The organism is Micropruina glycogenica, assembly GCF_900289045.1.
GTDB classification, from domain to species: Bacteria; Actinomycetota; Actinomycetes; order Propionibacteriales; family Propionibacteriaceae; genus Micropruina; species Micropruina glycogenica.
Map to the genome: position 1 here is coordinate 2,076,948 of NZ_LT985188.1, position 25,075 is coordinate 2,102,022.

31 protein-coding genes are annotated in these 25,075 nt (G+C 68.8%); 13 read left to right on the forward strand and 18 right to left on the reverse strand.

The features are described from left to right. Positions 1-21: 21 nt before the first annotated feature. From rplB to rpsJ, 5 genes are read right to left on the reverse strand one after another with little or no spacing between them, the layout of a single operon-like run. Positions 22-858, reverse strand: coding sequence for a 50S ribosomal protein L2 (rplB, locus tag MPLG2_RS09815; protein ID WP_105185965.1), 837 nt, complete (start codon positions 856-858; stop codon positions 22-24). Between the two features lie 19 nt (positions 859-877). Further along, on the reverse strand, positions 878-1,186 hold the full coding sequence (gene rplW, locus MPLG2_RS09820) for a 50S ribosomal protein L23 (RefSeq protein ID WP_105185966.1): 309 nt from the start codon (positions 1,184-1,186) through the stop codon (positions 878-880). Further along, entirely contained in the window at positions 1,183-1,827 is a 645-nt protein-coding gene (gene rplD, locus MPLG2_RS09825) for a 50S ribosomal protein L4 (RefSeq protein ID WP_105185967.1), read from the reverse strand. Before rplD ends, rplW begins: the two co-directional genes overlap by 4 nt. Continuing rightward, entirely contained in the window at positions 1,824-2,483 is a 660-nt protein-coding gene (gene rplC / locus MPLG2_RS09830) for a 50S ribosomal protein L3 (RefSeq protein ID WP_105185968.1), read from the reverse strand. The genes rplD and rplC overlap by 4 nt, the downstream gene beginning before the upstream one ends. A gap of 11 nt (positions 2,484-2,494) precedes the next feature. Then, the gene (gene rpsJ / locus MPLG2_RS09835) at positions 2,495-2,806 is read right to left on the reverse strand and encodes a 30S ribosomal protein S10 (RefSeq protein WP_020488540.1); all 312 of its coding nucleotides are present in this window, start codon (positions 2,804-2,806) and stop codon (positions 2,495-2,497) included. A gap of 455 nt (positions 2,807-3,261) precedes the next feature. On the opposite strand from rpsJ, the gene cmtR reads away from it, so the two are divergent. Continuing rightward, the gene (gene cmtR, locus MPLG2_RS09840; protein WP_028708027.1) at positions 3,262-3,621 is read left to right on the forward strand and encodes a Cd(II)/Pb(II)-sensing metalloregulatory transcriptional regulator CmtR; all 360 of its coding nucleotides are present in this window, start codon (positions 3,262-3,264) and stop codon (positions 3,619-3,621) included. Then, complete coding sequence (locus tag MPLG2_RS09845; protein WP_030153505.1) at positions 3,618-4,214, forward strand: cadmium resistance transporter; 597 nt, start codon at positions 3,618-3,620, stop codon at positions 4,212-4,214. The genes cmtR and MPLG2_RS09845 overlap by 4 nt, the downstream gene beginning before the upstream one ends. A 66-nt stretch (positions 4,215-4,280) precedes the next feature. Here MPLG2_RS09845 and merA read toward each other — a convergent pair whose 3' ends face one another. Then, a complete protein-coding gene (gene merA / locus MPLG2_RS09850) occupies positions 4,281-5,729 on the reverse strand; it encodes a mercury(II) reductase (protein ID WP_105185047.1) in 1,449 nt (482 codons plus the stop codon). 78 nt (positions 5,730-5,807) lie between these two features. On the opposite strand from merA, the gene MPLG2_RS09855 reads away from it, so the two are divergent. The 4 genes from MPLG2_RS09855 to MPLG2_RS09870 all read left to right on the forward strand — a co-directional run bounded on the left by MPLG2_RS09855 (position 5,808) and on the right by MPLG2_RS09870 (position 9,742). Then, complete coding sequence (locus tag MPLG2_RS09855; RefSeq protein WP_028708020.1) at positions 5,808-6,197, forward strand: heavy metal-responsive transcriptional regulator; 390 nt, start codon at positions 5,808-5,810, stop codon at positions 6,195-6,197. Positions 6,198-6,929: 732 nt separating this feature from the next. Beyond that, complete coding sequence (locus MPLG2_RS09860) at positions 6,930-7,529, forward strand: recombinase family protein (RefSeq protein WP_105185969.1); 600 nt, start codon at positions 6,930-6,932, stop codon at positions 7,527-7,529. Positions 7,530-7,532: 3 nt separating this feature from the next. Next, positions 7,533-8,927, forward strand: a complete 1,395-nt coding sequence (locus MPLG2_RS09865; protein WP_105185970.1) for a Mu transposase C-terminal domain-containing protein — start codon at positions 7,533-7,535, stop codon at positions 8,925-8,927. Then, positions 8,924-9,742: an AAA family ATPase gene (locus MPLG2_RS09870; protein WP_105185971.1), complete on the forward strand. Its 819-nt coding sequence runs from the start codon at positions 8,924-8,926 to the stop codon at positions 9,740-9,742. The genes MPLG2_RS09865 and MPLG2_RS09870 overlap by 4 nt, the downstream gene beginning before the upstream one ends. Positions 9,743-10,096: 354 nt before the next feature. Here the strand turns inward: MPLG2_RS09870 and MPLG2_RS09875 are convergent, their stop codons facing one another. Beyond that, positions 10,097-11,011 (reverse strand): type IV toxin-antitoxin system AbiEi family antitoxin domain-containing protein, encoded by a 915-nt coding sequence (locus MPLG2_RS09875; protein WP_105185972.1) that lies wholly within the window; start codon positions 11,009-11,011, stop codon positions 10,097-10,099. A gap of 274 nt (positions 11,012-11,285) precedes the next feature. Further along, entirely contained in the window at positions 11,286-11,486 is a 201-nt protein-coding gene (locus tag MPLG2_RS18450; RefSeq protein WP_158681030.1) for a hypothetical protein, read from the reverse strand. A 6-nt stretch (positions 11,487-11,492) separates the two neighbouring features. On the opposite strand from MPLG2_RS18450, the gene MPLG2_RS09880 reads away from it, so the two are divergent. From MPLG2_RS09880 to MPLG2_RS09890, 3 genes are all read left to right on the forward strand, one after another. Further along, a complete protein-coding gene (locus MPLG2_RS09880) occupies positions 11,493-11,768 on the forward strand; it encodes a hypothetical protein (protein ID WP_105185973.1) in 276 nt (91 codons plus the stop codon). Beyond that, positions 11,768-11,977, forward strand: a complete 210-nt coding sequence (locus MPLG2_RS09885) for a helix-turn-helix transcriptional regulator (protein WP_105185974.1) — start codon at positions 11,768-11,770, stop codon at positions 11,975-11,977. Before MPLG2_RS09880 ends, MPLG2_RS09885 begins: the two co-directional genes overlap by 1 nt. 271 nt (positions 11,978-12,248) lie before the next feature. Beyond that, complete coding sequence (locus MPLG2_RS09890) at positions 12,249-13,352, forward strand: glycerophosphodiester phosphodiesterase (protein WP_231935617.1); 1,104 nt, start codon at positions 12,249-12,251, stop codon at positions 13,350-13,352. A gap of 174 nt (positions 13,353-13,526) precedes the next feature. On the opposite strand, the gene malQ is transcribed toward MPLG2_RS09890, so the two are convergent. The 4 genes from malQ to MPLG2_RS09910 form a co-directional block, all read right to left on the reverse strand. Further along, complete coding sequence (malQ, locus tag MPLG2_RS09895) at positions 13,527-15,701, reverse strand: 4-alpha-glucanotransferase (protein ID WP_105185976.1); 2,175 nt, start codon at positions 15,699-15,701, stop codon at positions 13,527-13,529. A 329-nt stretch (positions 15,702-16,030) separates the two neighbouring features. Next, positions 16,031-16,531: a MarR family winged helix-turn-helix transcriptional regulator gene (locus MPLG2_RS09900; protein WP_105185977.1), complete on the reverse strand. Its 501-nt coding sequence runs from the start codon at positions 16,529-16,531 to the stop codon at positions 16,031-16,033. A gap of 5 nt (positions 16,532-16,536) precedes the next feature. After that, entirely contained in the window at positions 16,537-17,913 is a 1,377-nt protein-coding gene (locus MPLG2_RS09905; protein WP_158681032.1) for an MFS transporter, read from the reverse strand. Positions 17,914-17,967: 54 nt separating this feature from the next. Next, a complete protein-coding gene (locus MPLG2_RS09910) occupies positions 17,968-19,035 on the reverse strand; it encodes a chorismate-binding protein (RefSeq protein WP_105185979.1) in 1,068 nt (355 codons plus the stop codon). 138 nt (positions 19,036-19,173) lie between these two features. Here MPLG2_RS09910 and MPLG2_RS09915 point away from each other — a divergent pair, with 138 nt between their 5' ends. Continuing rightward, the gene (locus MPLG2_RS09915; protein WP_105185980.1) at positions 19,174-19,437 is read left to right on the forward strand and encodes a DUF3039 domain-containing protein; all 264 of its coding nucleotides are present in this window, start codon (positions 19,174-19,176) and stop codon (positions 19,435-19,437) included. A 1-nt stretch (position 19,438) separates the two neighbouring features. Further along, positions 19,439-19,933, forward strand: a complete 495-nt coding sequence (locus MPLG2_RS09920; RefSeq protein WP_105185981.1) for a SixA phosphatase family protein — start codon at positions 19,439-19,441, stop codon at positions 19,931-19,933. Between the two features lie 115 nt (positions 19,934-20,048). On the opposite strand, the gene aroQ is transcribed toward MPLG2_RS09920, so the two are convergent. After that, entirely contained in the window at positions 20,049-20,489 is a 441-nt protein-coding gene (aroQ, locus tag MPLG2_RS09925; RefSeq protein ID WP_105185982.1) for a type II 3-dehydroquinate dehydratase, read from the reverse strand. A gap of 132 nt (positions 20,490-20,621) precedes the next feature. Here aroQ and MPLG2_RS18455 point away from each other — a divergent pair, with 132 nt between their 5' ends. Then, positions 20,622-20,768 carry a hypothetical protein gene (locus tag MPLG2_RS18455; RefSeq protein ID WP_158681034.1) on the forward strand — a complete coding sequence of 49 codons (147 nt, stop codon included), beginning with the start codon at positions 20,622-20,624 and terminating at the stop codon, positions 20,766-20,768. A 16-nt stretch (positions 20,769-20,784) separates the two neighbouring features. Here MPLG2_RS18455 and MPLG2_RS09930 read toward each other — a convergent pair whose 3' ends face one another. From MPLG2_RS09930 to MPLG2_RS09945, 4 genes are read right to left on the reverse strand one after another with little or no spacing between them, the layout of a single operon-like run. After that, positions 20,785-21,798 carry an SIS domain-containing protein gene (locus MPLG2_RS09930; protein WP_105185983.1) on the reverse strand — a complete coding sequence of 338 codons (1,014 nt, stop codon included), beginning with the start codon at positions 21,796-21,798 and terminating at the stop codon, positions 20,785-20,787. A gap of 5 nt (positions 21,799-21,803) precedes the next feature. Next, positions 21,804-21,989 carry a Trm112 family protein gene (locus MPLG2_RS09935; protein ID WP_105185984.1) on the reverse strand — a complete coding sequence of 62 codons (186 nt, stop codon included), beginning with the start codon at positions 21,987-21,989 and terminating at the stop codon, positions 21,804-21,806. Continuing rightward, positions 21,982-23,343, reverse strand: coding sequence for a phosphohexomutase domain-containing protein (gene manB / locus MPLG2_RS09940; RefSeq protein WP_105185985.1), 1,362 nt, complete (start codon positions 23,341-23,343; stop codon positions 21,982-21,984). The genes MPLG2_RS09935 and manB overlap by 8 nt, the downstream gene beginning before the upstream one ends. Positions 23,344-23,359: 16 nt before the next feature. Then, positions 23,360-23,704, reverse strand: coding sequence for a DUF3499 domain-containing protein (locus MPLG2_RS09945; RefSeq protein WP_269459141.1), 345 nt, complete (start codon positions 23,702-23,704; stop codon positions 23,360-23,362). A 37-nt stretch (positions 23,705-23,741) separates the two neighbouring features. Here MPLG2_RS09945 and MPLG2_RS09950 point away from each other — a divergent pair, with 37 nt between their 5' ends. Further along, complete coding sequence (locus MPLG2_RS09950) at positions 23,742-24,188, forward strand: metallopeptidase family protein (RefSeq protein WP_105185987.1); 447 nt, start codon at positions 23,742-23,744, stop codon at positions 24,186-24,188. Between the two features lie 16 nt (positions 24,189-24,204). Here the strand turns inward: MPLG2_RS09950 and MPLG2_RS09955 are convergent, their stop codons facing one another. Beyond that, positions 24,205-25,014, reverse strand: coding sequence for a YhfC family intramembrane metalloprotease (locus MPLG2_RS09955; RefSeq protein ID WP_105185988.1), 810 nt, complete (start codon positions 25,012-25,014; stop codon positions 24,205-24,207). Between the last annotated feature and the right edge of the window lie 61 nt (positions 25,015-25,075).

A 25,075-nucleotide genomic window follows, 5' to 3' on the forward strand; every position in this document is an offset into this window, starting at 1 on the left:
TTGTTATCTCACCTGTTCCAATCAGCGCTTCTTGCCGGACTTGCGCCGACGAATGATCAGGCGAGAACTCGCCTTGTTCTTGTCGCGGGTGCGGCCCTCGGGCTTGCCCCACGGCGTCACCGGGTGACGGCCACCCGAGGTGCGACCCTCGCCACCACCGTGCGGGTGGTCGACGGGGTTCATCACCACGCCGCGGACGGTCGGGCGAATGCCCTTCCACCGGTTGCGGCCGGCCTTGCCCCAGTTGATGTTGCTCTGCTCGGCGTTGCCGACCTCACCGACGGTCGCGCGGCAGCGGACGTCCACCATGCGCATTTCGCCGGACGGCAACCGCAGGGTGGCCATCTTGCCCTCGCGGGCGACCAGCTGAATGCGGGCACCGGCGCTGCGGCCCATCTTGGCGCCGCCACCGGGGCGGAGCTCCACGGCGTGCACCGTGGTGCCGACCGGGATGTTGCGCAGCGGCAGGTTGTTGCCGGGCTTGATGTCGGCGCCTTCACCGGCCTCGACAGCGGCACCCTGGTTGAGGCCGTTGGGGGCGATGATGTAGCGCTTCTCGCCGTCGGCGAAGTGCAGCAGCGCGATGCGGGCGGTGCGGTTCGGGTCGTACTCGATGTGCGCGACCTTGGCCGGCACGCCGTCCTTGTCGTAACGCTTGAAGTCGATCAGCCGGTAGGCCTGCTTGTGGCCGCCGCCGATGTGGCGGGTGGTGATGCGACCGGAGTTGTTGCGTCCGCCGGTTTTCGGCTTGGCCACCACCAGCGACTTCTCGGGGGTCGAGCGGGTGACCTCGGAGAAGTCGCTCACGCTCGAGCCGCGACGGCCCGGGGTGGTCGGCTTGTACTTGCGAATAGCCATGAAAGTGTCTCCTCGTCGCTCAGACGCCGGCCGAGCCGAAGATGTCGATGCGCTGGCCGTCGGCCACCGTCACGATGGCCCGCTTGGTGTCGGGGCGCTTGCCCCAGCCGGCCCGCGTGCGGCGCTTCTTGCCCGCTCTGTTGATGGTGTTCACGTTCGTGACCTTGACGTCGAAGACGGCCTCGACGGCGATCTTGATCTCAGTCTTGTTCGCGCTGGTGGCGACCAGGAACGTGTACTTGTTCTCGTCCAGAAGGCCGTAGCTCTTCTCGGAGACCACGGGCGCGAGCAGAATGTCGCGGTGGTCGCGGATCTTGTGGTCGCTCACTTCGCGGCCTCCTCAGTCAGCTCGGCGGCCGAACCGGTGAAGTCGGCCAGCGCGGCGGTGGTGAACACGACGTCGTCGGAGTTCAGCACGTCGTAGGCGTTCAGTTGGTCGACGGCCAGCGCGTGCACCGAGGCGACGTTGCGCAGGCTCAGCCACGCCACGTCCTCGTCACGGCTCAGCACGACCAGGATCTTGGCGCCGCCGACCTCGGCCAGCGCCTTGAGGGCGGCCTTGGTGCTCGGGGTCTCGCCGGTCACGATCGAGTCGATCACGTGCACGTTGCCGTTGCGGGCCCGGTCAGACAGCGAACCGCGCAGGGCGGCCACGATCATCTTCTTGGGCGTGCGCTGGCTGTAGTCACGCGGTTGCGGGCCGTGCACGACGCCACCACCGGTCCACTGCGGGGCGCGGCGCGAACCCTGGCGGGCGCGTCCGGTGCCCTTCTGGCGCCACGGCTTGGCGCCACCGCCGGAGACCTCGCCCCGAGTCTTGGTGGCGTGCGTGCCCTGGCGGGCGGCGGCCTGCTGGGCCACCACGACCTGGTGGATCAGCGGCACGTTGGTCTGCACGTCGAAGTAGGCGGCGGGCAGATCGGCGCTGGCCTTCGAGCCCAGCACCTTGACGGTTTGGCTCTCGCTCATTCGGCGGCACCCTTCTTGGCGGCCGTGCGCAGCACGACGAGCGAACCCTTGGGGCCGGGCACGGAGCCCTTGACCAGGATCAGCCCGCGCTCGGCGTCGACGGCGTGGACGGTGAGGTTCTGGACGGTGACCTTCTCGACACCCATGCGGCCGGCCATGCGCATGCCCTTGAACACCTTCGAAGGGGTGGACGAGCCGCCGATGGAACCGGGCGAGCGGTGCTTGCGGTGCACACCGTGGCTGGCGCGCAGGCCGTGGAAGCCGTGCCGCTTCATGACGCCCGCGGTGCCCTTGCCCTTGCTGACGCCGGTGACGTCGACCACGTCGGCCGCGGCGAACACGTCGGCCAGCAGCTCCTGGCCCAGCGTGTACTCGCTGGCGTCAGCGGTGCGCAGTTCGACCAGATGCTTGCGCGGGGTGACCCCGGCCGCATCGAAGTGGCCCGCTGCGGGCTTGGTCACCTTGGTGGGCTTGATCGCCCCGAAGCCGAGCTGGACGGCCGCGTAGCCGTCTTTCTCGGGGGAACGGACCTGGGTGACGACACAGGGTCCGGCCTGAATGACGGTGACCGGAACGACGACGTTGTTGTCGTCCCAGGTCTGGGTCATGCCGAGCTTGGTGCCCAGCAGGCCCTTGATTTTACGATCGTTAGACATGTTCGGCGACCTCAGGGGAGCTTGATCTCGATGTCGACACCGGCCGGCAGGTCGAGCCGCATCAGCGAGTCGACGGTCTTCGGCGTGGGGTCGAGAATGTCGATCAGCCGCTTGTGCGTACGCATCTCGAAGTGCTCGCGGCTGTCTTTGTACTTGTGCGGAGAACGGATCACGCAGAACACGTTCTTCTCGGTGGGCAACGGCACGGGGCCGGCCACCTTGGCACCGGTGCGGGTCACCGTGTCGACGATCTTCTTCGCCGAGGAGTCGATGACCTCGTGGTCGTAGGCCCGGAGTCGGATCCGGATCTTCTGTCCCGCCACTGGTATTCCTTCTGTTCGTCGGATACGGCTGCTCCGACCCCCGCGGTCGGGCGTGTCGCGCCTATCAGGGCCGCACACGATCGAGAAAATCGTTCGTGGTAGGGCCCGGCTGACGACTGGTCCGCCTGGGGGCACCACGGCGTGACCGCCGCGGAGCAACCTGACGATTCTGTCACACGTGTCGGGGGCGCTTCAAATCGAGGGCGGTGGCTTTCGTTGCCGGCTGCGCCGCCAGGGTCACGTAGCTGCCTTTGTGACACGTCGCTGCCTGCGTGCAGGCAGTTGGGTGTGGCCTTGGCCGTTATGTGGCGGGGTTCTGTCGCCGCTTCGTGAGTTCCCTGATGATCGGGCGAATCGTCCCGTGGGTCGATCCCCAACTGACACAGCCTCGTTCGCACGCTTAGCGACTCCGGGCTGCGTAAAACCACTTCAGTCCTCGCTGTATAGTTCAGCGCATGCTGACCATTGCTTCTCGCCTGGACGTGATGAACCGGTTGGGCCGCGCGCTGGCCGACCCGACCAGGTCCCGGATCATCCTGACGCTGCTCGACCGGCCGGCCTACCCGGCAGAGCTGGCCCGCGATCTGGACCTCACACGCTCCAACGTGTCCAATCATCTGGCGTGCCTGCGCGACTGCGGCATCGTTGCTGCCGAACCCGAGGGCCGCAAGACGCGCTACGAGATCGCCGATCCCCACCTGACGCAGGCGCTGACCGCCCTGGTTGACGTCACCCTCGCGGTTGACGAGAACGCCCCGTGCATCGATCCTGCCTGCTCGGTGCACGGATGCGACGCAGCAGAGGCGGGCGCGTGATCCTGGCTGCGGTCCTGCAGGCAATCGGCCTGTTCATCGCGACCAACATCGACGACATCATCGTGCTCTCCTTGTTCTTCGCCCGCGGCGCGGGCCAACGCGGGACGACCACCCGCATCTTGGTCGGCCAGTACGTGGGGTTCGCCTGCATCCTCGGTGCCGCTGTGCTGGTGACTATCGGAGCCGGAGCATTCCTGCCCTCAGCAGCTATCCCGTACTTCGGGCTCATCCCCCTGGCCCTCGGTCTCTGGGCTGCATGGCAAGCCTGGCGCGGAGACGATGACGACGATGACGCCAAGGTCACGGGCACGAAGGTCAGCGCGTGGACCGTCGCAGGAGTCACCTTCGCCAACGGCGGAGACAACATCGGCGTCTATGTCCCCGTCTTCCTCAGCGTGGAACCCATCGCAGTGGTCGCCTACTGCCTCGTCTTCCTCGCGCTCGTCGCGGTCCTGGTCGTAGTCGCCAAGTTCGTTGCCACCCGGCCGCCGATCGCTGAAGTCCTCGAGCGCTGGGAACACATCCTGTTCCCCATCGTCCTGATCGGCCTCGGCATCGTCATCCTCGTCAGCGGAGGAGCGTTCGGTCTCTGACGGAGCCAAAGCGAACGAGAGAGGTCGCCAGGCTCGACGCTCCGGTATAGGGATCCCTGTGCGGGTTCATGCTGCGCAGCAGGAGAGTTTGGTGATGTCGGTGGTGAAGGTTTGGGCGGTGAGTTTGAGGCCTTCGGCCATGGTCAGGTAGGGGCTCCAGAGGTTGGCGACCTGGTCGGTGGTCATGCCGGCCTCGAGGATGTAGACGCCGGCGGCGGCGAGGTCACCGGCGTCCTGGGCGAGGGCGGTGATGCCGATGATGCGGCCGGTGTCGGCGTCGGTGACGATCTTGATGAGCCCGCGGGTGTCACGGTTGACGATGGCGCGCGGGACGTGCGCCAGGGGCAGGGCGCGGCTGTCGCAGCGGATCCCGGCAGTGCGGGCCTGCTGGTCGGTCATTCCGACGGAGGCCAGGGCGGGGCTGGTGAACACGACCCGGGGCAGGTGGCGGTAGTCGACCTCCCGGCCGGCTCCGGTGAGGGCGTTGTCGGCGACCAGGGCGCCGTGGGCCGCGGCGACGTACACGAACTGCGGGTGGGCGGTGACGTCACCCGCGGCCCAGATCCGCGGGTTCGTGGTGCGCAGGTGGCTGTCGATGATGACCTCGCCGCGCTTGCCGGCGCGCACGCCGATGGTGTCGAGGCCGAGCGTGCCGGTGACCGGGCGGCGGCCGGTGGCAACGAGGAGCTCGGCCGCGCGGAGCTCGTGTGAGCCGTCGGCGGTGGTGGCGGTGACCGTGACCTCGCCGGTGGCCGGGTCGCGGCGCACCGCGGTGGGCACCGCGCCGCGGATGATCTCGATGCCTTCGTCGGCGAGGATTTCTTCCAGGGCGGTGGCGGCCTCGGGTTCCTCGTGGGAGGCCAGCCGTGAGCGGACGAGCATGGTGACCTGGGCACCGAGGCGGGAGAAGAGCTGGGCCTGCTCCATGGCGACGTAGCCGCCGCCGATGACCAGCAGCGACTCCGGGACGTGGTCCAGCTCCATCGCGGTCGTCGAGGTCAGATAACCGGCCTCCTGCAGGCCGGGGACCGGCGGCGCCCAGGGCGTGGAGCCGGTAGCGATGAGGTGGTGCGCGGCCCGGACGGTTTCCGCCGTGCCGTCCGGGCCGGTCACGCGGAGTGCCGGCTCAGTCGGTGTGCCGACGAAGGTGGCCTCGCCGGGGTGGAGGGCCCACCCGTACTCGGCGGCCAGGGCCGCGTACTTCTCGCTGCGCAGCGATCCGACGAGCTTGTCCTTGCCGGCGACCATGGCGGGCATGTCGACCGGTGGGGCGTCGGGGAGTGGCAGACCGGGGAACCGGGCGGCGTCGAGTGTGACGTGGCGGGCCTCGGCGGCCGCGAGCAGGGCTTTGGAGGGCACACACCCGGTGTTCACGCAGGTACCGCCGATGGTGCCGCGCTCGATCATCACCACCCGCTTGCCCAGGGTGGTGGCGCGGATCGCGGCCGCGAACGCCGCCCCACCGGACCCGATCACTGCCAGGTCATACGACCTGCCCTTGTCCGTTGCCGTCATAAGTCCTCCCTTGTTGCCGCGCCTCAGGACCAGGATCGACCTTCCAGTGCACTGGAAGGTCAAGGCAGAATGAGTGGCATGCGGATCGGTGAGGTGGCTCAGGCGTCGGGCACGACAGCTAAGACCCTGCGGTACTACGAGGACGTCGGACTCCTCCCCGACCCCGACCGCAGCCCGGCGGGGTACCGGGACTACGGCCCCGAGGTGCTCGACCGGCTGCACTTCATCCGCCGGGGCCAAGCCGCCGGGCTGACCCTGGCCCAGATCGGCCAGGTGCTGGCCATCCGAGACCGGGGCCAGGCCCCCTGCCAGCACGTCACCGACCTGCTCGACACCCGCCTCGCGGTCATCGACCGGCAGCTCGCCGAGCTCGCGCAGCTACGCACCACGATCGCCATCCTGCGCGAGCACGCCACCACCGGCGACCCGGCCACATGCTCCCCCGAGGACGTCTGCCGCTACCTGTGACCCGCGAAGGTCACCGGCCCGTGGCACCATCGCGACATGGCCGATGACACCCAGCAACGATGCTCGTGCTGCGGCCGCCAGCGGCCACGAAGGTCGCTCCACGCACTCGGGAGCGAACCGGCCTACATCTGCCGAAGGTGCGCGCTCTGGGTCGCCCTTCGCATCGCTCGCGACTGAACGACTCCGCCCGCAACGCGGGCACGCCGCCGGCCGCGGCGAACATCGTCGGATGGTGCGCGAAGGAACCAAAGGGCGCGAATGACGACCAATCATCACGCCGCCAGCGCGATCGCGGGCGCCCGTTGCCGCACTCCTCATCCGACGGTCTGAGCTCCACCGCCTGGCAGCGGTCCGAAGCCTGGAGAGGGCATCGGAGCCGGACGGGACCCCCTAACGCTCAGTGGTCCGCCCTCGCAGCGGTTGCGGTCGGTCCAGTTGTCCGTCCCGTAGGAGGAACCCGTTGCGGAGGCGGTGCAGGTCATCGGCGGAAACCCACGCCCGAATGTTCGCAAGACCGCCCGAGAAGGGTTGTCCGGTGACGGTGCGTCATATGGGACGGCCTGTCGTCCCGTAAACGAACGATTCCGCTACAACGACGACGAGGGCTGCCGTACTCCTCAGGATGCTTGACACTTCGCGGTTCTCGATCCATAGCGTTTGTAACGAAACTCAGTGCCGGATTCTATGGCTCGATACTTCCCGTGCTGGATGAGTATCGCTACAGTCAACGCCATGGGGCATCTGCTGGGCTATGCGCGTGTGTCGACGACCGATCAAGACGCCGCACTGCAGATCGATGCGCTCACCGCCGCCGGGTGCTACCGGGTCTTCGTCGACACGATCTCGGGCTCCCTGGACCACCGGCCCGAGCTGGAGAAGCTGATGGACCAGCTGCGCCCGGGGGACACGCTGGTGGTGTGGCGGCTGGACCGGCTGGGTCGCTCAATCCGGCACCTCATCGACCAGCTGCAGATCCTGTCCGAGCGCGGCGTGGGGTTCCGCTCCCTGCAGGAGACGATCGACACCACCTCCTCGGGTGGGCGGCTGGTGTTCCATGTCTTCGCCGCGTTGGCCGAGTTCGAGCGCGACCTGATCCGTGAGCGCACCCACGCAGGACTGGCCGCCGCCCGGGCCCGTGGCCGCAAAGGCGGGCGACCGCCCGCCCTGTCGCCGGATCAGGTCAAGGCGGCGAGGCGGATGTATGAGCAGAACGAGATGACGGTGGCGCAGATCGGTGCGGTGCTGGGCGTCAGCCGCGCCACCATCTACCGTGCTCTGAACCGCAACAGCGCCCCAATGGTGCAACCAAGGCAGTCGAGAAGCGCCGTGTAGGTCATGGACGCGGCCGAGCGCTGGCAAATCCTCAGGCTTCATGTCGAGGACCAGATCCCGCTCGCCGCGCTGGCCCGGGACACCGGTGTCGGGCTGCGCACGCTGGAGCGCTGGCACGCCCGCTTCCGCACCGAGGGGTATACGGGTCTCGGAACGCGGAGGCGCGCTGATGCCGGTAGCCATCGCCTGCCCGCCGAGCTCGTGTCGTTGGTCGAAGGGCTGGCGTTGAGCAAGCCGCGCCCGGCGATCATCACGATCCACCGCAAGGTCAGTGCCATCTGCGAGGAGCAGGGGTGGCCGGTGCCCTCCTATGGCGTGGTGCGCGCGATCGTCGCCGACCTCGACCCGGGCATGGTCACCCTCGCCCTGGAAGGGCCGGCGTCATATCGCGACAAGTACGAGCTGGCGCTGCGCCGGCGTGCCGAGCACCCCAACGCGATGTGGCAGGCCGACCACACCATGCTCGACATCCTCGTGGTGGGCACCGACGGAAAACCTGCCCGGCCGTGGCTGACCGCGATCATCGATGACCACTCCCGGGCGATCTGCGGCTACACCGTCTTCCTCGGCGCACCCTCAGCGATGAACACGGCCTTGGCGCTGCGGCAGGCGATCTGGCACAAGACCGACCTCGCCTGGCCGATGTGCGGCATCCCCGACGTGCTCTACGTCGACCACGGCAGCGACTTCATCAGCCACCAGCTCACCGCCACCGCCGTAGATCTGCACATCCGGCTGGTCCACTCCACCGTCGCTCGCCCGCAGGGCCGCGGGAAGGTCGAGAGGTTCTTCGGCACCGTCAACACCGAGCTCCTGGCAGATCTCGCCGGACACATCACCAGGGGGCACCCCTGGCCCACGCCGAAGCTGTCACTGGCAGAGCTCGACACCGCCCTGGAATCGTTCGTCACCACTTACAACGACCGGCCCCACAGCGAGATCGGCACCTCACCACGCGCTGCGTGGATCGGGGACGGTTGGCTGCCGCGCATGCCCGAGAGCCTCGAGGACCTCGACGGGCTGCTGCTGACCGTGGCCAAGACCAGGATCGTGCGCCGCGACGGCATCCGCTTCCAGGGCCTGCGCTACATCTCCCCGACCCTGGCCGGCTACGTCGGCCGATCGGTCCTCATCCGCTACGACCCCAGGGACATCACCGAGATCCGCGTCTTCGACCACGAGGAGTTCATCTGCAAGGCCGTCAACCAGGACCACCACGGCCAGAAGGTCAGCCTCAAAGAGATTCAAGCCGCCCGCAACGCCCGCCGCCGCGCCCTCCGCGAAGGAATCAACGAACGCATCGCCGTCGTGGCCACCCACACCTCCCCGACCCCACCGGCCAAGGCGCCGCCGGCGCCGCGACGGAAGTTGAAGGTCTACAAGGAGGACCTGAGGTGAACCAGCGCTTCATCGTGACCAAGGAACACCGCCGCTTCACCGAGTTCGCCAACGCCGTACGCCGCGGCCACACCATCGGCCTGTGCTTCGGGCCCGCCGGCGTGGGCAAGACCCTGTCCGCGCGCCGCTACGCCCGCTGGGACCAAACCAACGACCTGCTGACCGATTGGGGCCCTCGCACCGAGGATGACGCGAATGTCTACGCCGCGCTGGCCAAGAGCCGAACCGTGCTCTACACCCCCAGCGTCCTGACCACCCCACGGACCTTGCAGGAGGAGCTCCACGAGGTCGTCACCCGCACCAACATCTGCATCGAGCAGCACCTGCACCCCGTCGGGCAGGGCCCGATAGTGACGTCACGCAAGCGACACTTCGAGAACTACGTGCAACTGATCATCGTCGATGAGTCCGAACGACTCCGCGCCACGGCTCTGGAACTCCTGCGCGACCGCTACGACCGCGACAACATCGCCCTCATCCTCATCGGCATGCCCGGCCTGGAGAAACAGTTCAGCCACTACCCACAGTTCTACAGCCGCGTCGGATTCGCCCACCAATACCGACCGCTCGGCAATGACGAACTGCTCTTCGTCCTGCAACGGCACTGGGTCACCCTCGGCAAGACGCTCGACCCCGCGGACTTCACCGACGCCCAAGCCATCGCCGCCATCGCCCGCATCACTCGCGGGAACTTCCGGCTCCTGGAACGCCTCTTCCCCCAGGTCGAGCGCATCCTGAAGATCAACGAGCTCGACACCATCACCGACGACGTCATCGAAGCCGCCGCCAGCACCCTGGTCATCGGCGTCAGCTAACTGACCGCCACATACCACCCACAGAACCCCGCCAGCTAACGGTGCAGACCACAGCAGTTGGGTGTCAGAAGGGCAGTTACGTCGTGGACGCGCTGGCAGAGCAGACCCAGGTGTTGGCGCGATTCGTCGCACGGGCGAACACAAGGCGCCGACGACCGTCCCCTGGGCTCAGGACGCCGTCGCCGCAGGTGCGGTGAGCCATGCGCTAGCCACGGGGTGGGCCGGAACGTTGCGCCGGGGTCGTCCCACGTCTGCCGGTTCACGTAGCTGCCTTTGTGACACGTCGCTGCCTGCGTGCAGGCAGTTGGGTGTCAGAAGGGCAGTTAGGTTGCGAGTTCGACGGGCACGGAACGTTCAGACGACCTTTGGGGCGTTGGCGAACGCTTCACGGATCAGCCGGCCGAAGGCTTGGACGTCGCGCAGGTCGTCCCAGCCCCAACGGACCAGCCACCACCCCTGCCGGCGAATGCGGTTCTCGCGCTGCTTCTCGGCCATCACCACGTCGGCGACCGTCTGGCCGGGACGCAGCAGGCGTCCATACTTCACCTTGCCGTCGAACTCACCGAGGGTGCGCAGCTCGGGCCAACCGAAATCGGATTCTGTGGTTCGGCCATCGTCGTAGCCGAGGTGCCATTGCAGCACCGGGGTCGGCAGCCCGGCCTGATGCATGCGCACTCTGCTGACCGACTCCCCCGGGCTTTGGGACGCCCCGTCGGCGAAGCTGGCAACCTGGCGAGCGCGCGTCACCCCCGGACGCCGCTTCGCTCGCGTGACTGCATCGGCGAGTTCGGCCGGGTGGAGCCCGAGTCGAAGCGCAGCGTCGGCGACGACGACCCCTTGGTCAAGGGAACTCTCGCGGGCCACGTCGACGACGGTGCGAGCCAACGAGGTGACCAACACATCGCCGATCAGCACCGTTTCGGCGGCGTCGATCGGGCACAGCCGCAGGTGCAGAACGCTGTCGGCTCGACCGTGACCACCTTCGGGACGGGTGACACAGACGCGTGCTGGCGCCTTGCCCAGCAGCGGCAGTCCGTGCAGCACTGCGGCCGAGGCATGACTGACTGCGGCCCCGTCGCCGAGTTCGAGCCACGTGGCCCGCACCAACTGCCGATGCCGGGCGCCGTCGCCCGCTTCGAAGGGCCCGCGCTGATAGACGCCGCGGCGTATTCGCGTCAGCTCGCCGGCTCGCTCGAGCGCGCGAACGTCGGCACGGGTCAGGCCTTGGGCGCTCAGGGAGCGATGGTGGGTCAGTGCTGCGTCGGTCATCAAGCCAGTGCAGCCCAGATCGGCGGCGCGTGGAGCGTTATCCACAGGCCATTTGTCAGCTTTATCGCCGCGTGGACCGGCGGACTCCGTACATCTCAGTCGACGTAACTGCCTTTGTGACACGTAGCTGCCTGCCTGCGGGCAGTTAGGTGTCACGAAGGCGGCTACGTTGCGTCCGACCTCTGGGCCGGCTGCAGCTCGGGCCCCGCCGATCGGGCCGGCACCGTGACGTCAAGCACACTTGACTGTCAAGCATACTTGACGTAAAGTGAGCTTAACCGGAACGTGATGCACCCCTAGGAGCCACCATGCCCACCCCCACCCATGCGTTCGGACGCACCCGCTCCGGACGCTCGCCCTGGCCGATCTCCATCGCCGCAGGCGTCGTCGCCGGAATGATCTGCGCCTTGGCCGCGGCGGCCGTCAACGGCGGCACCTCGGCGTGGCGCCTGGGACTGGCCATCTTCGCGGCCACGCGCCCATGCTCACCGCGGGCGTCTGGGCGGTCGTGGTCGACCGGTCGACGATTCGGGGTGCGGCGGCACGTCCGGAGCAGTCGGTCGAAGCTGCCTGGCTCGACCGAGCGGCCGCGGCCGGCTTCATGGACGTGCTGGCGCTGGCCGGGTTGGGCGCCGGCCTGACCGCCATCGTGCCGGCGCTGGGCGAGTTGCGTGCCTGGCAGGTGCTGACAGCACTCTGCCTGTTCGCCATGGTCGACTTCGGCGTGCGGTACCAGGTGGCCAAGAGGAGGGCGTGATGCAGAATCGCCTGCTCGCCCTGCGTACCGAGCGACGATGGTCCCAGCAGCGGTTGGCCGACCTGCTGGGCGTGTCGCGGCAAACCGTGATCTCGCTAGAAAGGGGGCGCTTCGACCCGTCCCTGCCGCTGGCGTTCAACCTCGCGACGCTGTTCGGCTGCCGCATCGAAGACATCTTCACCCCCGAACCGTGGTCGCCTCAGGACTGATGGCACGGACGAAGCGCCGACGGGTCGGATCGCACACCCCGACTGCGACGTAACTGCCTTTGTGACACGTAGCTGCCTGCACGCGGGCAGCGACGTGTCAGGAGGGCAGCTACGTCGTCCGACTCGCTCGTCACCAATGCGTCACCCGACTTTCACCCGAGTGGGCGTTGTCTTCAGAGCAGGCCACGTGGCTGGATGGAACCGGCCGGTTACCGGCCGCGCCGGCCGCACCCCCGTGGTCACGGCGCCATACTCACCGAGGAGTTCGCCTGTGAACACCGCTCTGCGCACCCTGTGCCTGACCGCCCTGAGCGCCGCCCTGACCGCCACGATCGGTGTTCCCGCCACGGCCGGTACCCGCGGTCGATCACCGGACCACCACCGCGAACGTGCGGTGGTGATCGCCCACCGCGGGGCGTCCGGCTACCGCCCTGAACACACCCTGGGCGCGTACCGGCTCGCCATCAAACAGTGCGCCGACTACATCGAACCCGATCTGGTCACCACCTCGGACGGCGTGCTGGTCGACCGGCACGAGCCCGAGATCAGCACCACCACCGACGTCGCCGCTCACCCCGAGTTCGCCGCCCGCAGGACCACCAAGCTGCTGGACGGCAACCCGGTGACCGGTTGGTTCACCGAAGACTTCACCCTCAAGGAACTGCGCACCCTGCGGGCGGTGGAGCGGCTGCCGCAGCTACGGCCCGCCAACACCGCCTACAACGGACGTTGGAAGGTGCCGACGTTCGACGAGGTACTGCAGCTCGCCGCGTCGTCCCGCACCTGCTCGGGCAAGCGGGTCGGCGTGATTCCCGAGATCAAGCACTCGACGTTCTTCGCCCAGCAGGGTTTCGACCTGGAGCCCACGGTGGTCAAGCTGCTGCGTGCCCACGGCTACGGCAGCCACCGCGACCCCGCCGTGATTCAGAGCTTCGAGGTGACCAATCTGAAGCGGTTGAACCGCATGACGAGCGTCAAGCTGGTGCAGTTGATCGACTGCCAGGGCGGGCCGTTCGACCTGCGTTCACAGGGCGTCACCTATGCACAGCTGGTCACCGCCGACGGGCTGCGCGCGATCGGTCGGTACGCCGATCAGGTCGGGTTCTGCAAGAACGTGATGATCCCCCGCAACGCCGACAACACCCTCGCCCAGCCGACGTCGGTGATTCGCGACGCCCATCGCGCCGGGCTCACGGTGGTGGGTTGGACGTTCCGGCGCGAGAACAGCTTTCTGCCCGCGGAGTTTCAGAGCAGCCCCACCCCGGCCGATCCGGGCGACCTGATCGGCGAGATCAGGGTGTTTCTGAAGGCCGGTATGGACCAGTTCTTCACCGACAACCCCGACCTTGGGGTGGCTGCCGTCCGGGGGCGTTGATCGGCTGGACGTTCGTCATTCCGGCGCACGCCCGAATCTGCTGACTCCGCCCTGCGCCTTCGAGTGCGCTGTGAGATCCCGGCGTTCGCCGGGATGACGGACGGCGAGAACCCGGCGTCCGCCGGGATGACGGACGGCGAGATCCCGGCATTCGCCGGGATGACGGACGACGACTCAGTCGTGGCCGATGATGAACTCCGACGTCGACCGGTGGGCCGTCGGGGGTACCACGAAGCCGTTCATCACCGCCGACATGCGCAGCGCCCGCTCGCTGTGGAACACGTCCTCCAGACTCATCGGCTTGCCGTCGGGGCCCGACAGCGGCACCCGCCAGTTGGGGTACTCGTCGGTGGTGCCGGGCTGGTTCTGCGTGCGGTGGTCGCCCACGGCGTCGGTGAGGGCGGCGCACAGCATGCGCGCGGGCGTGGCCATCAAGAACTTGTGCATGGCGAGCACCACGTCTTCGGTGCTGGGGTCGTCGCCGGTGAGAAACCCGCGCTCGCGCAGCAGGTGCAGCCACTCGTCGACCTCGCGTGCGGCGTGCGCGAGTTCGACGTCCAGGTCTTCGGTGAGCAGCCCCAACTGGTGCTGCAGCCGCACGTGCGCCGCATTCAGGTAGCCGGCCGTCGGCGGCAGGTCATGCGTGGTCACCGACGCCATGCAGTATTCGCGCCATGATTCGGGCGGCAGGATCTGACCGCTGCCGTCACGCTCGAACCACGCGATGGACGTGCCCAGGATGCCCCGATCGCGCAGGTACACCCGCACCCACGGTTCGACCACGCCGAGGTCTTCGCCCACCACCACCGCGCCCGCCCGCTGCGCTTCGAGCACCAGAATGCCCACCATCGCCTCATGGTTGTAGCGCACGTAGGTGCCCATGGTCGGCCCCATGCCCTGCGGCACCCACCACAGCCGGAACAGGCCCATGATGTGGTCGACCCGAATGCCGCCCGAGTGCCGCAGAATGCCGGCCACCATGTTGCGGAACGGCGCGTAGCTGAGTTCGGCCAACCGGTCGGGACGCCACGGCGCCTGACCCCAGTCTTGGCCGGTCTGGTTGAAGTGGTCGGGCGGGGCACCGACGGAGACGCCGCGGGCGAAGGTGTCGCCGAGCATCCACGCCTCGGCGGACTGCCCGCTCACCCCCACGGCCAGGTCGTTCATGATGCCGACCCGCATGCCGGCGGCCTTGGCCGCCGACTGTGCCGCGCGCAACTGCTCGTCGGCCACCCACTGCAGCCACGAGTAGAACACGATCTCGCCGACATGCTGGGCTGCGAACTCGGTCACCTCTGGCGAGCTCGGCCTGCGCAACTCGACCGGCCACTCGCGCCAGTTCATGCCGTGCACGTTCACCAGGGCGCACCAGGTGGCGAACTGGCTCAGCGGCCGTCCCTCTTTGCGGACGAAGTCGTTCAGGCTCATCAGCCGGGTGGGCTTCAACCCGGCGTCGAAGATCACCCGCAGCGCGGCCAGCTTGGCCTTCCACACCTCGTCGCGCTTCAGCTCATCGACGCCGGCCAGGGATCGCTCGAGCCGGCTGTGCAGCTGGTGAATGCGCGCCCGCTGGCGATCGTCGAGCCCCGCGTACTCGCTGATCGCCTCGGGCCTGATGTAGATCGGGTTCACATAGCGCCGCGAGGTGGGCAGGTAGGGCGACGGCTCGAGCGGCGTCATCGGCTGGGCGGCGTGCAGCGGGTTCACCAGCACGTACGACGCGAACTGCTGGGTGGCCGACCAGGTGGCCAGATCGGCCAGGTCTTGCAGGTCGCCGAGCCCCCACGAGTCCTGCGACCGCACGCTGTACAGCTGGGTGGCGTACCCCCACACCCGCTTCTCGCCCATGCCGGGCGGAAAACCCAGAAAGTGCGGGGTCACGATCAGGGTGGCCTCGGCGGTCCACTCGGCGGTGCGGCAGCCCAGCCGGTGATACCCAGGCGGCAGATCACCGGGAATCTCGAAGGTGGCCTCGCCGATCAGGCGGCCGTCGATCGAGCGCGGTGGCTCGTCGTTGGTCAGCTGGGTCAGGTCGCGGCCGCCGCCGTCTTCGAACCGCACCCAGACGTGCACCCAGGCGCCCTCGGGCACGTGCACCCGAACGGTGTGCGGTGCTCCCTGCTGCATCACCGTGCAGGCCGGTAACGCGCGGCGCCAGGGTCGCTCGCGCAGTTCATGGACGGCCGCCGCGGCCAAAACCTCGGTGCTCGCGTCGATCTCCATGGCGGCGAGCACCGCGATCACAGTGTCGTCAGAGATTTCGGTGAGTCGGCCCTTCCAGTCCCAGAACTCGGTAGCGATGCCGAATTCGGCGGCGAGTTCTGCCAGGTACGGGTTCGACAGGGCCATCGGGATGAGTTTCCTTGCGGTCGGTGGACGGGCAACACCCTAGTGGCGACTCACCCAAATCGCGTGCCGACCAGCGGTGTTGCGGCGCGCGTGGCGAACAGCGGACGACCGGGTGCCCCACCTGAGCGAATGCGTCCTTCCTGCCGCCGAAGAGCGACGTCGACTGCGCGGTTGGTTAAGGTTCTCGAAACCCCTGGCCGCAACGGGTCTCGACAAGCTCGACCACCCCGTGTCGACAAGCTCGACCACCCGTCTCGTCAAGCTCGACCACCCGTCTCGTCAAGCTCGACCACCAGTCCCGAGGCTCGACCACCGAGCGTGGCCGTTGGTCAGATCTCGTCCGAGGTCTCGAAAGGGGTCAACAGGTCGCGCAGTGTCGTGGCCAATTGCTGCTGGGTGGCGGCGTCCAGGGGCTCCAGCACTGTGCGTTCGTAGCCCACCAGGTCGTCCAACGCTGCACCCACCGCCGCCGACCCGTCGGGGGTGAGCCGCACGCGCACGCCGCGCCGGTCGGCGGGGTTGGTGTCACGTTCAACCAGCCCGCGCGCCGTCAGCCGGTCGATTCGGTTGGTCATGGTGCCGCTCGACGACAGCGTCTGGTGAATCAACTCCCCCGGCGACAGCTCGTACGGGGGTCCCTCCCGGCGCAGTGCGGCCAGCACGTCGAACTCCCAGACCTCGAGCCCGTGCGCGGCGAAGCACTGCTTGCGGGCCAGATCGAGGTGCCGAGCCAGCCGGCTCACCCGAGAGAGCACCGCCAGCGGCTCGGTGTCGAGGCCGGGCGCCTCCAACTGCCAGGCAGCGATGATGCGGTCGACCTCGTCCGTCACCCGACCTACTCCATCACCGGCGCAGTCTCCTCGGCGGCCACCGCGTTGCGCACCGGCCCGATGCGGTAGGCCATCAGCACCGAGATCAGGCCGACCGTCACCATCATCACCATCACACCGCCGAAGGTGAACGCCAGGTCGGCGGTGTCGTGAAAGTGCGCGAACCAGGCGCCGGCCAGACCGGTGAAGAGACTGCTGCCGAGCGACTCGCCGACCTGCAGCGACGAGGTGTTACGGCCGAGTTCGTCGTCGTCCGACAGCTGCATCACCGCCAGGGACGTGCTCGGGTTCTGCATGCCCATGCCGAACCCGGCGACGATCCAGGCGATCATCACCAGCCCCAGCCACGAATCGGGCAGGAAGGCGGCGACGGCGAGCAACGCGACGCCGGCGGTGATGCCCGAGACTCCGATGATGATCATCTGGTCGCGCCGCCACGGCACCCAGCTCTGCGACTGCACCAGCGCGCCGGCCATCCAGCCGATCGCGCCGATGGTGAGAATGACGCCGGTGAACACCGGGTCGAGACCACGGGCCTCGACCAACATCAGGGTGAGAAACGACTGTGCACCGAAGAACGCCCCGGCGCTGAACAGTCGGGCACCGACCACGCCGGCGATGCCGCGTCCGGTCCAGTCGATGGTCTTGGGCATCAGCGGCGGCAGGCCGAACACGATGGCGGCGAGACCGGCGGCGGCCCACAGCATCGACCACAGGTCGAGTCGCTGCCCCGCCCACTGAATGAGCGCCAACCCGAGGGCGACCGCGGCCGCCAGCAGCATCAGCCGCTTCTTCAGTTCGTGCGGCTCTTCGGGCGACAGTTCGATGTCACGCAGCGGCCGCAGCACCAGCAGCCCGCCGACGGCCATCAGCGGCAGCACCGACCAGAACACGAAGTGCCACGAGCTGATCTGCACGATCCAGCCGGCCAGCGGCGGCCCGACGAAGGCCGGCACCATCCAGCACGCCGAGAACCACATCATCAGCTTGGCCCGTTCAGCCTCGCCGTAGGCACGGGCGATCAACACCATGACGGCGACGTTCATGGTGCCGGCGCCGAGGCCCTGGGTGAACCGGCCGACCAACAGCACCCACATGGACGGCGCGATCGCGGCGATCACCAGGCCGGCGGCGAAGATGCCGAAGCCCCAGATCATGGGCTGCACCGGGCCGTACTTATCGCTGAACTGACCCGACGCGACGATGCTGAACGTCATCGCGATCACGAACGCGGTGAAGGTCCACGCGTACAGCGCCACGTTGCCCAGTTCGCGAGCGGCGGCCGGCATGGCGGTGAGTACGGCGTAGCTCTCGAACGAGATCGCCATCACGCACAGCATGAGGCCAACCGTGAGCCAGCGGCGATCGGCCTTATCGCTCACGAGTCCACCTTTCCCTCGACGCCCGAGCAACGTGCGTCTTGACTGCTGGGCAGTCTACGACGCATCGATTGCAGCACCTTGGGTACGCGCCGGTCCCCAACCCGAGGGGGACGCCACTCGCAACAGATTGGACGCCTTCAGTTCGGTCTCGCCCCATTCACCGGCCGGATCGGAGCCCCAGGTGATGCCGCCGCCGGTGCCCAGGTTGAGCCGGCCGTCTTCGACCCAGAAGGTGCGGATCGCGACGTTGAGCTCGCCCTCGCAACGGTCTGCGTCCACCCAGCCGATGGCACCGCAGTAGACGCCGCGGGGCACCGGTTCGAGCCGCGCGATCGCTTGGAGCGCAGCCAGCTTCGGGGCGCCGGTGACCGAACCGGGCGGAAAGGTGGCCGCGATCAGCTCCGGCCAGCCGGCGTCGGGGCGAAGAGTGCCACGTACCGTCGACACCAGGTGCACCAGGCCCGGGTGAGGTTCGACGGCCAGCAGCGAGGGCACCTCGACCGTGCCGGTGACGCACACCCGGCCCAGGTCGTTGCGCACCAGGTCGACGATCATCACGTTCTCGGCGGCGTCCTTGGGCAGAAAGGCGTCGGGGGTGGCGGCGGTGCCCTTGATCGGCGAGCTCCAAACCACCTCACCACGGCGCGCCAGAAACAACTCCGGCGACGCGGACGCCACGTGCACGCCCTGGTCGGGCAGGTGCAGCACCGCGCTGAACGGCGCCGGGTTGCCTTCTGCCAGCGCCGCGCCCAGGGCCGGAATGGACGCGTCCGGGGCCAGCGCAGCGCTCAGCCGGCGGGTCAGATTCACCTGATAGAACGAGCCGGCGGCGATCTCGGCGCGAATGCTGCGCACCCGCGCGGCGAACTGCTCAGCGGTCAGTGAGCTCGACCAGAGCGCCCGGTCGGGGCCGCGCCACGGCCGTCCCCGCCAGGTTCGGGCGGGCTGCACCTTGTCGAACCTGGCGCAGACCGGCCGCCCCTCGAAGGGCAGCAGCACCGCCCAGGATCCCGAACTCTCGAGCGCGGCCAGATCGGACGTGACGTCAGCGAGCCCGGACAACAGCCGATCGCCCACGACGGCGAGGGGCTCGTCGGGGCCGTAGCGGGACGGCGCGCTCATCGGGCCAGTCCATCACGCCCCGCGCCGCGTCGCCAGGCTCTATGGCGCCCTGACCAGCGGTTTGACGCGAACGGGCCGGCCCAGCGACGACGCAGACCCCGTGCCGTCCGGCGCTTCGCGGCGGTAGAGTAACGAGGCATGACCGAACTGGCTCCAGGTGCCCAAACGATCCTCGACGAGCGCACCGACCTACGCATCGACGAGGGCGATCACGAGCGCTTCAGCCACTACGTGGCCAAGAACAAACTCACCGAGGCGATGGTGATGGGCACCCCCGTGGTCGCGCTGTGCGGCAAGGTGTGGGTGCCGAGCCGCAACCCCGACAAGTTCCCGGTCTGCCCCGAGTGCAAAGAAATCTGGCAGTCGATGCGCCCCGGCGGCGGCGACGGCGACGAGTCGTGACATGAAGCGCACCCTGGTGCTGATGCGCCACGCGAAGTCGTCATGGACGACCGACCAGCCCGACTTTCGCCGCCCGCTCAACGAGCGCGGCGTGAAGGACGCCACGGCCGCCGGCGACATTCTGTCGCGCTACCCGATCGGTGCGGTGCGCGCCTCGGCCGCGACCCGCACGCGTGAAACGTGGCAGAACGCCGTCGAAGGTGGGGCTCGGTGCACCGATGTGGAGTTCTTGGACGACCTGTACGGCGCTTGGCCCGACAGGGTGCTCGACGTGGTGCGGCAACTGCCCGAGCAGGTGAACACCGCAGTGATCCTCGGCCACGAGCCCACGATGAGCGAGGTGCTGCACGAGGTGGTCTCGCGCTGGCAGTTCGCGGGGGGCCCACCCGACGCGTTTCCGACCTGCACGATGGCGTTCATCGAGTTCAAGAAGCCCTGGTCCGACCTCAAGCCGGGGCACGGAAGGTTGGTGCGGTTCGAGAGTCCGCGCGGCTGAGGGCTCGTCGAAGCCTGGCGGCATCGCCGATCGAGCGTTTCGGGATCGCCTCGGTCTGTGCCCACGGCGGGCAATGGCAGCGCGCGTCGGCCGCGCGACAGAGTTCACGCAGTGATCAGTCGCGAATGGCGGCCAGGTGCGCCAGTGCCAGGTCGTACCCGCCCAGGCCGAGGCCCGCGATCACACCCAGCGCGTAGGGCGAGACCACCGAATGCCGGCGGAACTCTTCGCGGGCGTGCACGTTACTGATGTGCACCTCGATGACGATCGGCACCTGGGCCACGGCGTCGGCGACTGCGATCGAGTAGTGCGTCCAGGCTGCCGGGTTGAGCACCACCGGCACGTCGGAGTCGGCCGCTTCGTGCAGCCACTCGATCATCTGGCCCTCGTGGTCGGTCTGTCGCACCTCGACGCTCAGCCCCAGGCCGGCGCCGGTGCCGACCAGATGATCGGCCAGGTCGGCGTGGGTGACGGAACCGTAGACCTCGGGCTCACGCTTGCCCAGCCGGCCCAGGTTGGGGCCGTTGAGAACCAGAACGCGCTGCGGTGTGCTCACGGCGACATTGTGCCAGCCCGTGGCCGGCAGGGCTCGGGGTCGTGACCGCTGGTGGACCGTGGGCCCTGCCTACCGGCCCAAGATGTGGCCGCAGCAGATCGCCCGATCCGGTGCGCCGCAGCCGGGACATGATTGTTCAGCAGGGTCCTGGGCTCCAGCCATGCCGATCAGCCCGAACGCCTGCTGCAGCCGCTGGTGGGGTGGCTGATGGCGCGCACCGAGCGGCAGGACCTGACCCGGGCAGCCGCCTCCATCGAGGGTGCAGCCGCGTCGGCCTGACGGCTCGTCCAGTGGCTCAGGCGGTGCGGCCAAGCCCGATCTGCAGGTAAGCGGCGCCGAACAGGCCCGTGAGCAGCACGGTGGCGTACCGCTCCATCATCGAGTCGTCGCGATGGGTGAGGCGGGTGACCCTGATGTCGGCGGCCTCGGCGCTGCGCTGCAGCCGCAGCCGCGATTCGGCCGCGGCGGCGTCGTCGAGCCCGTCGTCGACCAGCACCAAGCCTGCGCGGCGTTCTGCCACGCCCTGCTCGAACGGATCCTCGAACGGGTCACGCGGGGCGACCTGTTGGACGAGCCCCACCAGGTCGCTCGCATCGGCCGACAGGCCCACCCGTCCGGACGCCTGCCGCAGCGCCTCGGCGATGCGCCGGCTGGCCCGGGCGGCCAGCACCGACCCGCCCCACACCAGCGGGGTCGCGTCGGCGAGATCGAGCGCCATCGCCTTGGCCGGATTGACCGACACGTCGGTGCGGGCCGAGCAGGCCTCGGCCACGGTGTCGAGGGCCGCGGCGATCGCGTCGGTACTGGTGTAGGGCCCCAGACCCAGCCGGTGCAGCGCCACCAGGCCCACCACGGCGGCGGCCAGCGGATCGCCGGTGCTCACCGGCAGCAGCGTGGTCGAGCGCGAATCGGCCTGCAGGGCAAGCGGCGAGTCGGGCGGGCAGATCACCACCACCCGGCTGCCCCGCCGTACCGCCTCGTGCGCCACGGCAAGACTCTCGGGGCCGCGTCGTCCGATCAGCAGCACCACGTCGAGCGGACCCACCCAGCCGGGCAGACCCAGAGCCGGCCAGGCCACGAACGGCACCGGGCACACCGGTTCGAGCACGGCGCGCAGCAGCCGGGCCTCGGGGCCGTAGGCGATCACGGCGCGGGGCCGGTCGGCGTCGGTCAACGCGGCCAGGGGCGCCTCGGCGGTCGCGGCCTCGCGACGCACCCGGGCACCAGAGCCGGCGAGGTTCATCAGCAGCGGGGCCGCGGCGTCCAGCACGTCGGCGTTCTCGAGCCGCGAGTCGTCGAAGTCGAGCATGGCCGTCAGCCGCGCGTCGGCCGGCGGGCCTCGTCGATCAGCAGAATCGGAATGCCGCCCTTGAGCGGGTAGGCCAGGCCGCAGTCAGCGCCGGTGCAGACCAGTTCGGACGCCTCGTAGTCCCACGTGAACGCGCTGTGGCAGGCCGGGCAGACCAACAGCTCGAGCACGTCATGGGTCAGGTCAGGCATCTGTTCCTCCTCTGATGATGGCCAGCGTCTCATCGCGCAACGCCACCATTTGTTGCTCGCTGCGGGCCTCGACGTTCAGCCGCAGCAGCGGTTCGGTGTTCGACGGGCGGACGTTCACCCACCAGTCATCGGTTTCGATCGTAAGCCCGTCGGAACGGTCATGGGTGCCGCGCCCGGCGAATGCGGCGTCCACCCGATCGAGGGTGCCGGGGACGTCCGCCACGGTGCTGTTGAGTTCGCCCGAGGCCGCGAACGACGGCAGCTTCGCGACCAGGTCAGACATGGTGCCGTCGCTGTGGCCGAGCAGGGCCAGCACGTGCAAGGCGGCCAGCATGCCGGTGTCGGCGCCCCAGAAGTCGCGAAAGTAGTAGTGCGCCGAATGCTCGCCGCCGAAGATCGCGTCGTGCTGCGCCATCAGGGCTTTGACCGCGGTGTGGCCCACCAGCGAGATCACCAGCCGCCCGCCGGCCCGGGCCACCACCTGGTTGACGGCCCGTGAGGTGATGGTGTTGATCACGATGGTGCCGCCAGGTTCGCGGGCGAGTTCCTGCCGGGCGATCAGGGCCGTGATCAACGACGGGCTGACCACCTCGCCGCGCTCGTCGACGATGAAGCACCGATCGGCGTCGCCGTCGAAGACCAGGCCGACGTCGGCGCGGTGTGTGCGAACGGCCGCCTGGGCGTCCAGCAGGTTCTGCGGCTCGAGCGGGTTCGGGGGATGATTCGGAAAGCTGCCGTCGAGCTCGGTGAACAGGCCGATCAGGTCGATGTTCAGCGGGGCCAGAACCGCCGGCGCGGTGTGCCCGGCCATGCCGTTGCCGGCGTCGTACACCACTCGCAACCGGCGTGCGCCGGTCATCGGCACCAGAGCGTGCAGGTGGGCGGCATAGGCGGTCAGCACGTCGGCTTCGGTACGAGTGCCGGGGGTGGCGGCCGGTGACAGGTCGCCGTCGAAGGCGAGCTTCCTGATCGCGACGAGCTGGGCGGGCTCGATCGGGGCGGCGTCGGCCAGGCAGAACTTCACCCCGTTGTACTCCGACGGGTTGTGCGACGCGGTGAGCTGCACCCCCGGCACCGAGAAGTGGCCCGAGGCGAACCAGAGCTGATCGGTGCTGGCCAGGCCGACGTCGATCACGTCGGCACCCTGACCGGTGGCACCGTCGATGAAGGCTGCGGCCAACTCAGGCCCCGAGGTGCGCATGTCGCGGCCCAGCACGAACGTGCCGCCCGCCAGACCCAACACCCGCACGAAGGCGGCCCCGATGGCGCGAGCGCCGTCGGCGTCCCACTCGGGCCTTGCTCCCGTGACGGTGCCACGAATGTCGTTGGCCTTGAACATGGACCGGGTGAGCATGTCCGCAGCCTAGTGCTCAGCCGTCGGCGACGACGGCCAGGTGGCCCTTGCGCCGGCCGACCGTGGGTTCGACCGGCAACTCCGTCTCGGCACCCAAGCCCGCCACCCGAACGGCCTGGGCCAGAGCCAGCAGGTCGTCGCTGGACGGGCCCGCGTCGGTCTCGGCGGCGGGCAGCCTGATGACGTCCCAGCCGCGCGGCACCGACAGACTGGAGCTGTGCGTGGCGCACAGGTCGTAGGTGCCCGGCTCGGCGCGCAGCCCCAGTGGGCCCAGCACGGCGGTGGAGTCGGCGTAGGCGTAGGTGAGCGTGGACGTGGCGCGCGCCGAACACCCAGTTCGCGAACACGACCGTGACCTCACCGGCGTGACATTACCGCCAGCCACTAGCCTTGGCCGCATGGCACACCGCAGGGAACGACACGGTCGCGGTCTTCGTGGCCCCCTGGCCCTGCCCAACCCGTTGACCGGCGGCCCGGTGCCGCTGCGCAACAGGCCGCAGCGGGCGGAGTACTTCACCACCTGCGTGCACGGAGCGGTCGCTCGGGTGTCAGGTGCCTGCCCGCGGGCGCTGGTCGGCATCGACGTCGGGGTCGAGGACGTGCCGGTGGTCGCCGGACCCTGGAGCCGTGACCGGGTGCCGCTGGCCGCCGCGATCGGGCCCGAACCCCCACAGCACGGGCAGGTGGTGCTGTACCGCAGGCCGCTGGAGCATCGGGCGCGCACCCGCAAGGGGCTGCGGATTCTGGTGTTTCGCACCCTGGTGGAGCAACTGCACGCGCTCACCGAAATTCCGCTGGAGGAACTCGATCCCGAAGGCTGGGCCACCGACGACGACTGGGAGTAGCGACGTGGCTGCCTGACTAGCCGCGTGCCACCGGCTCGGGGCCGACCTGCTCGGGGAATCGCGACCGCGACGGCCACACGTACCACCACCAGAACGCCGCCACCAACGCCACCAGCACGAGTTCGGCCACCAGCACCGGCGCCACCTGCGCGGTCAGCACGATGGCCAGGTTGGCCACCCCGTGAACCAGTACGGCCAGCGCCCAGAACAGCAGCCGTCGCCCGCACACGATGCCCCCCAGCACCAGCACGCTCAGACCCATGTGCAGGGCGATGGCGCTCAGCCGTTCGAGAGCAGTGAGGTAGAAGAGCTCGGACGGTGTGTTCACCAGGGTGTCGGTCAGGGTCTGCAGGGCTCCGGGCGGCAAGCCCTGCGGCACCTGCCCGGAGTTGATCGACAAGGCCAGGGCCAGGTTGACCACCGACGACAAACCCACCAGCAGCACCGCCTCGAGCCACCCGTGGCCGAGGCCGAAGGTGACTCCGTCGATCCACCGATGAAAACGCCGCATCAACCAGAGCATGGCCAGCAGCCGTCCGGTCTCTTCGAACAGGCCGGCGGTGACACTCGCCACCGGCGCAGACACCAGAAACTGTGCCCACGGCTGCTCGATGGTCGAGAGATAGGCCATCAGGGGCATGCGGGTGAGCACCTGCGAGCCGGCGAAGGCCACCATGCCGCACGCGAAGGTACGGCCCAGATGGCTGTTCGCGCGGGTGCCGTCGGCAGCACGGCGCAGCATCAGAAACACCAGCAGCGCCAGCGGTACCACCATGCTGACCACCAGCGAGAACCCCATGCCCACCAACGAGGCGACCGGAACCATGCCAGTCAGGCTAGTAGTGCGTCTCCCAAATGAGTCCCCACTTCGCGGCGCCTGAGCACGC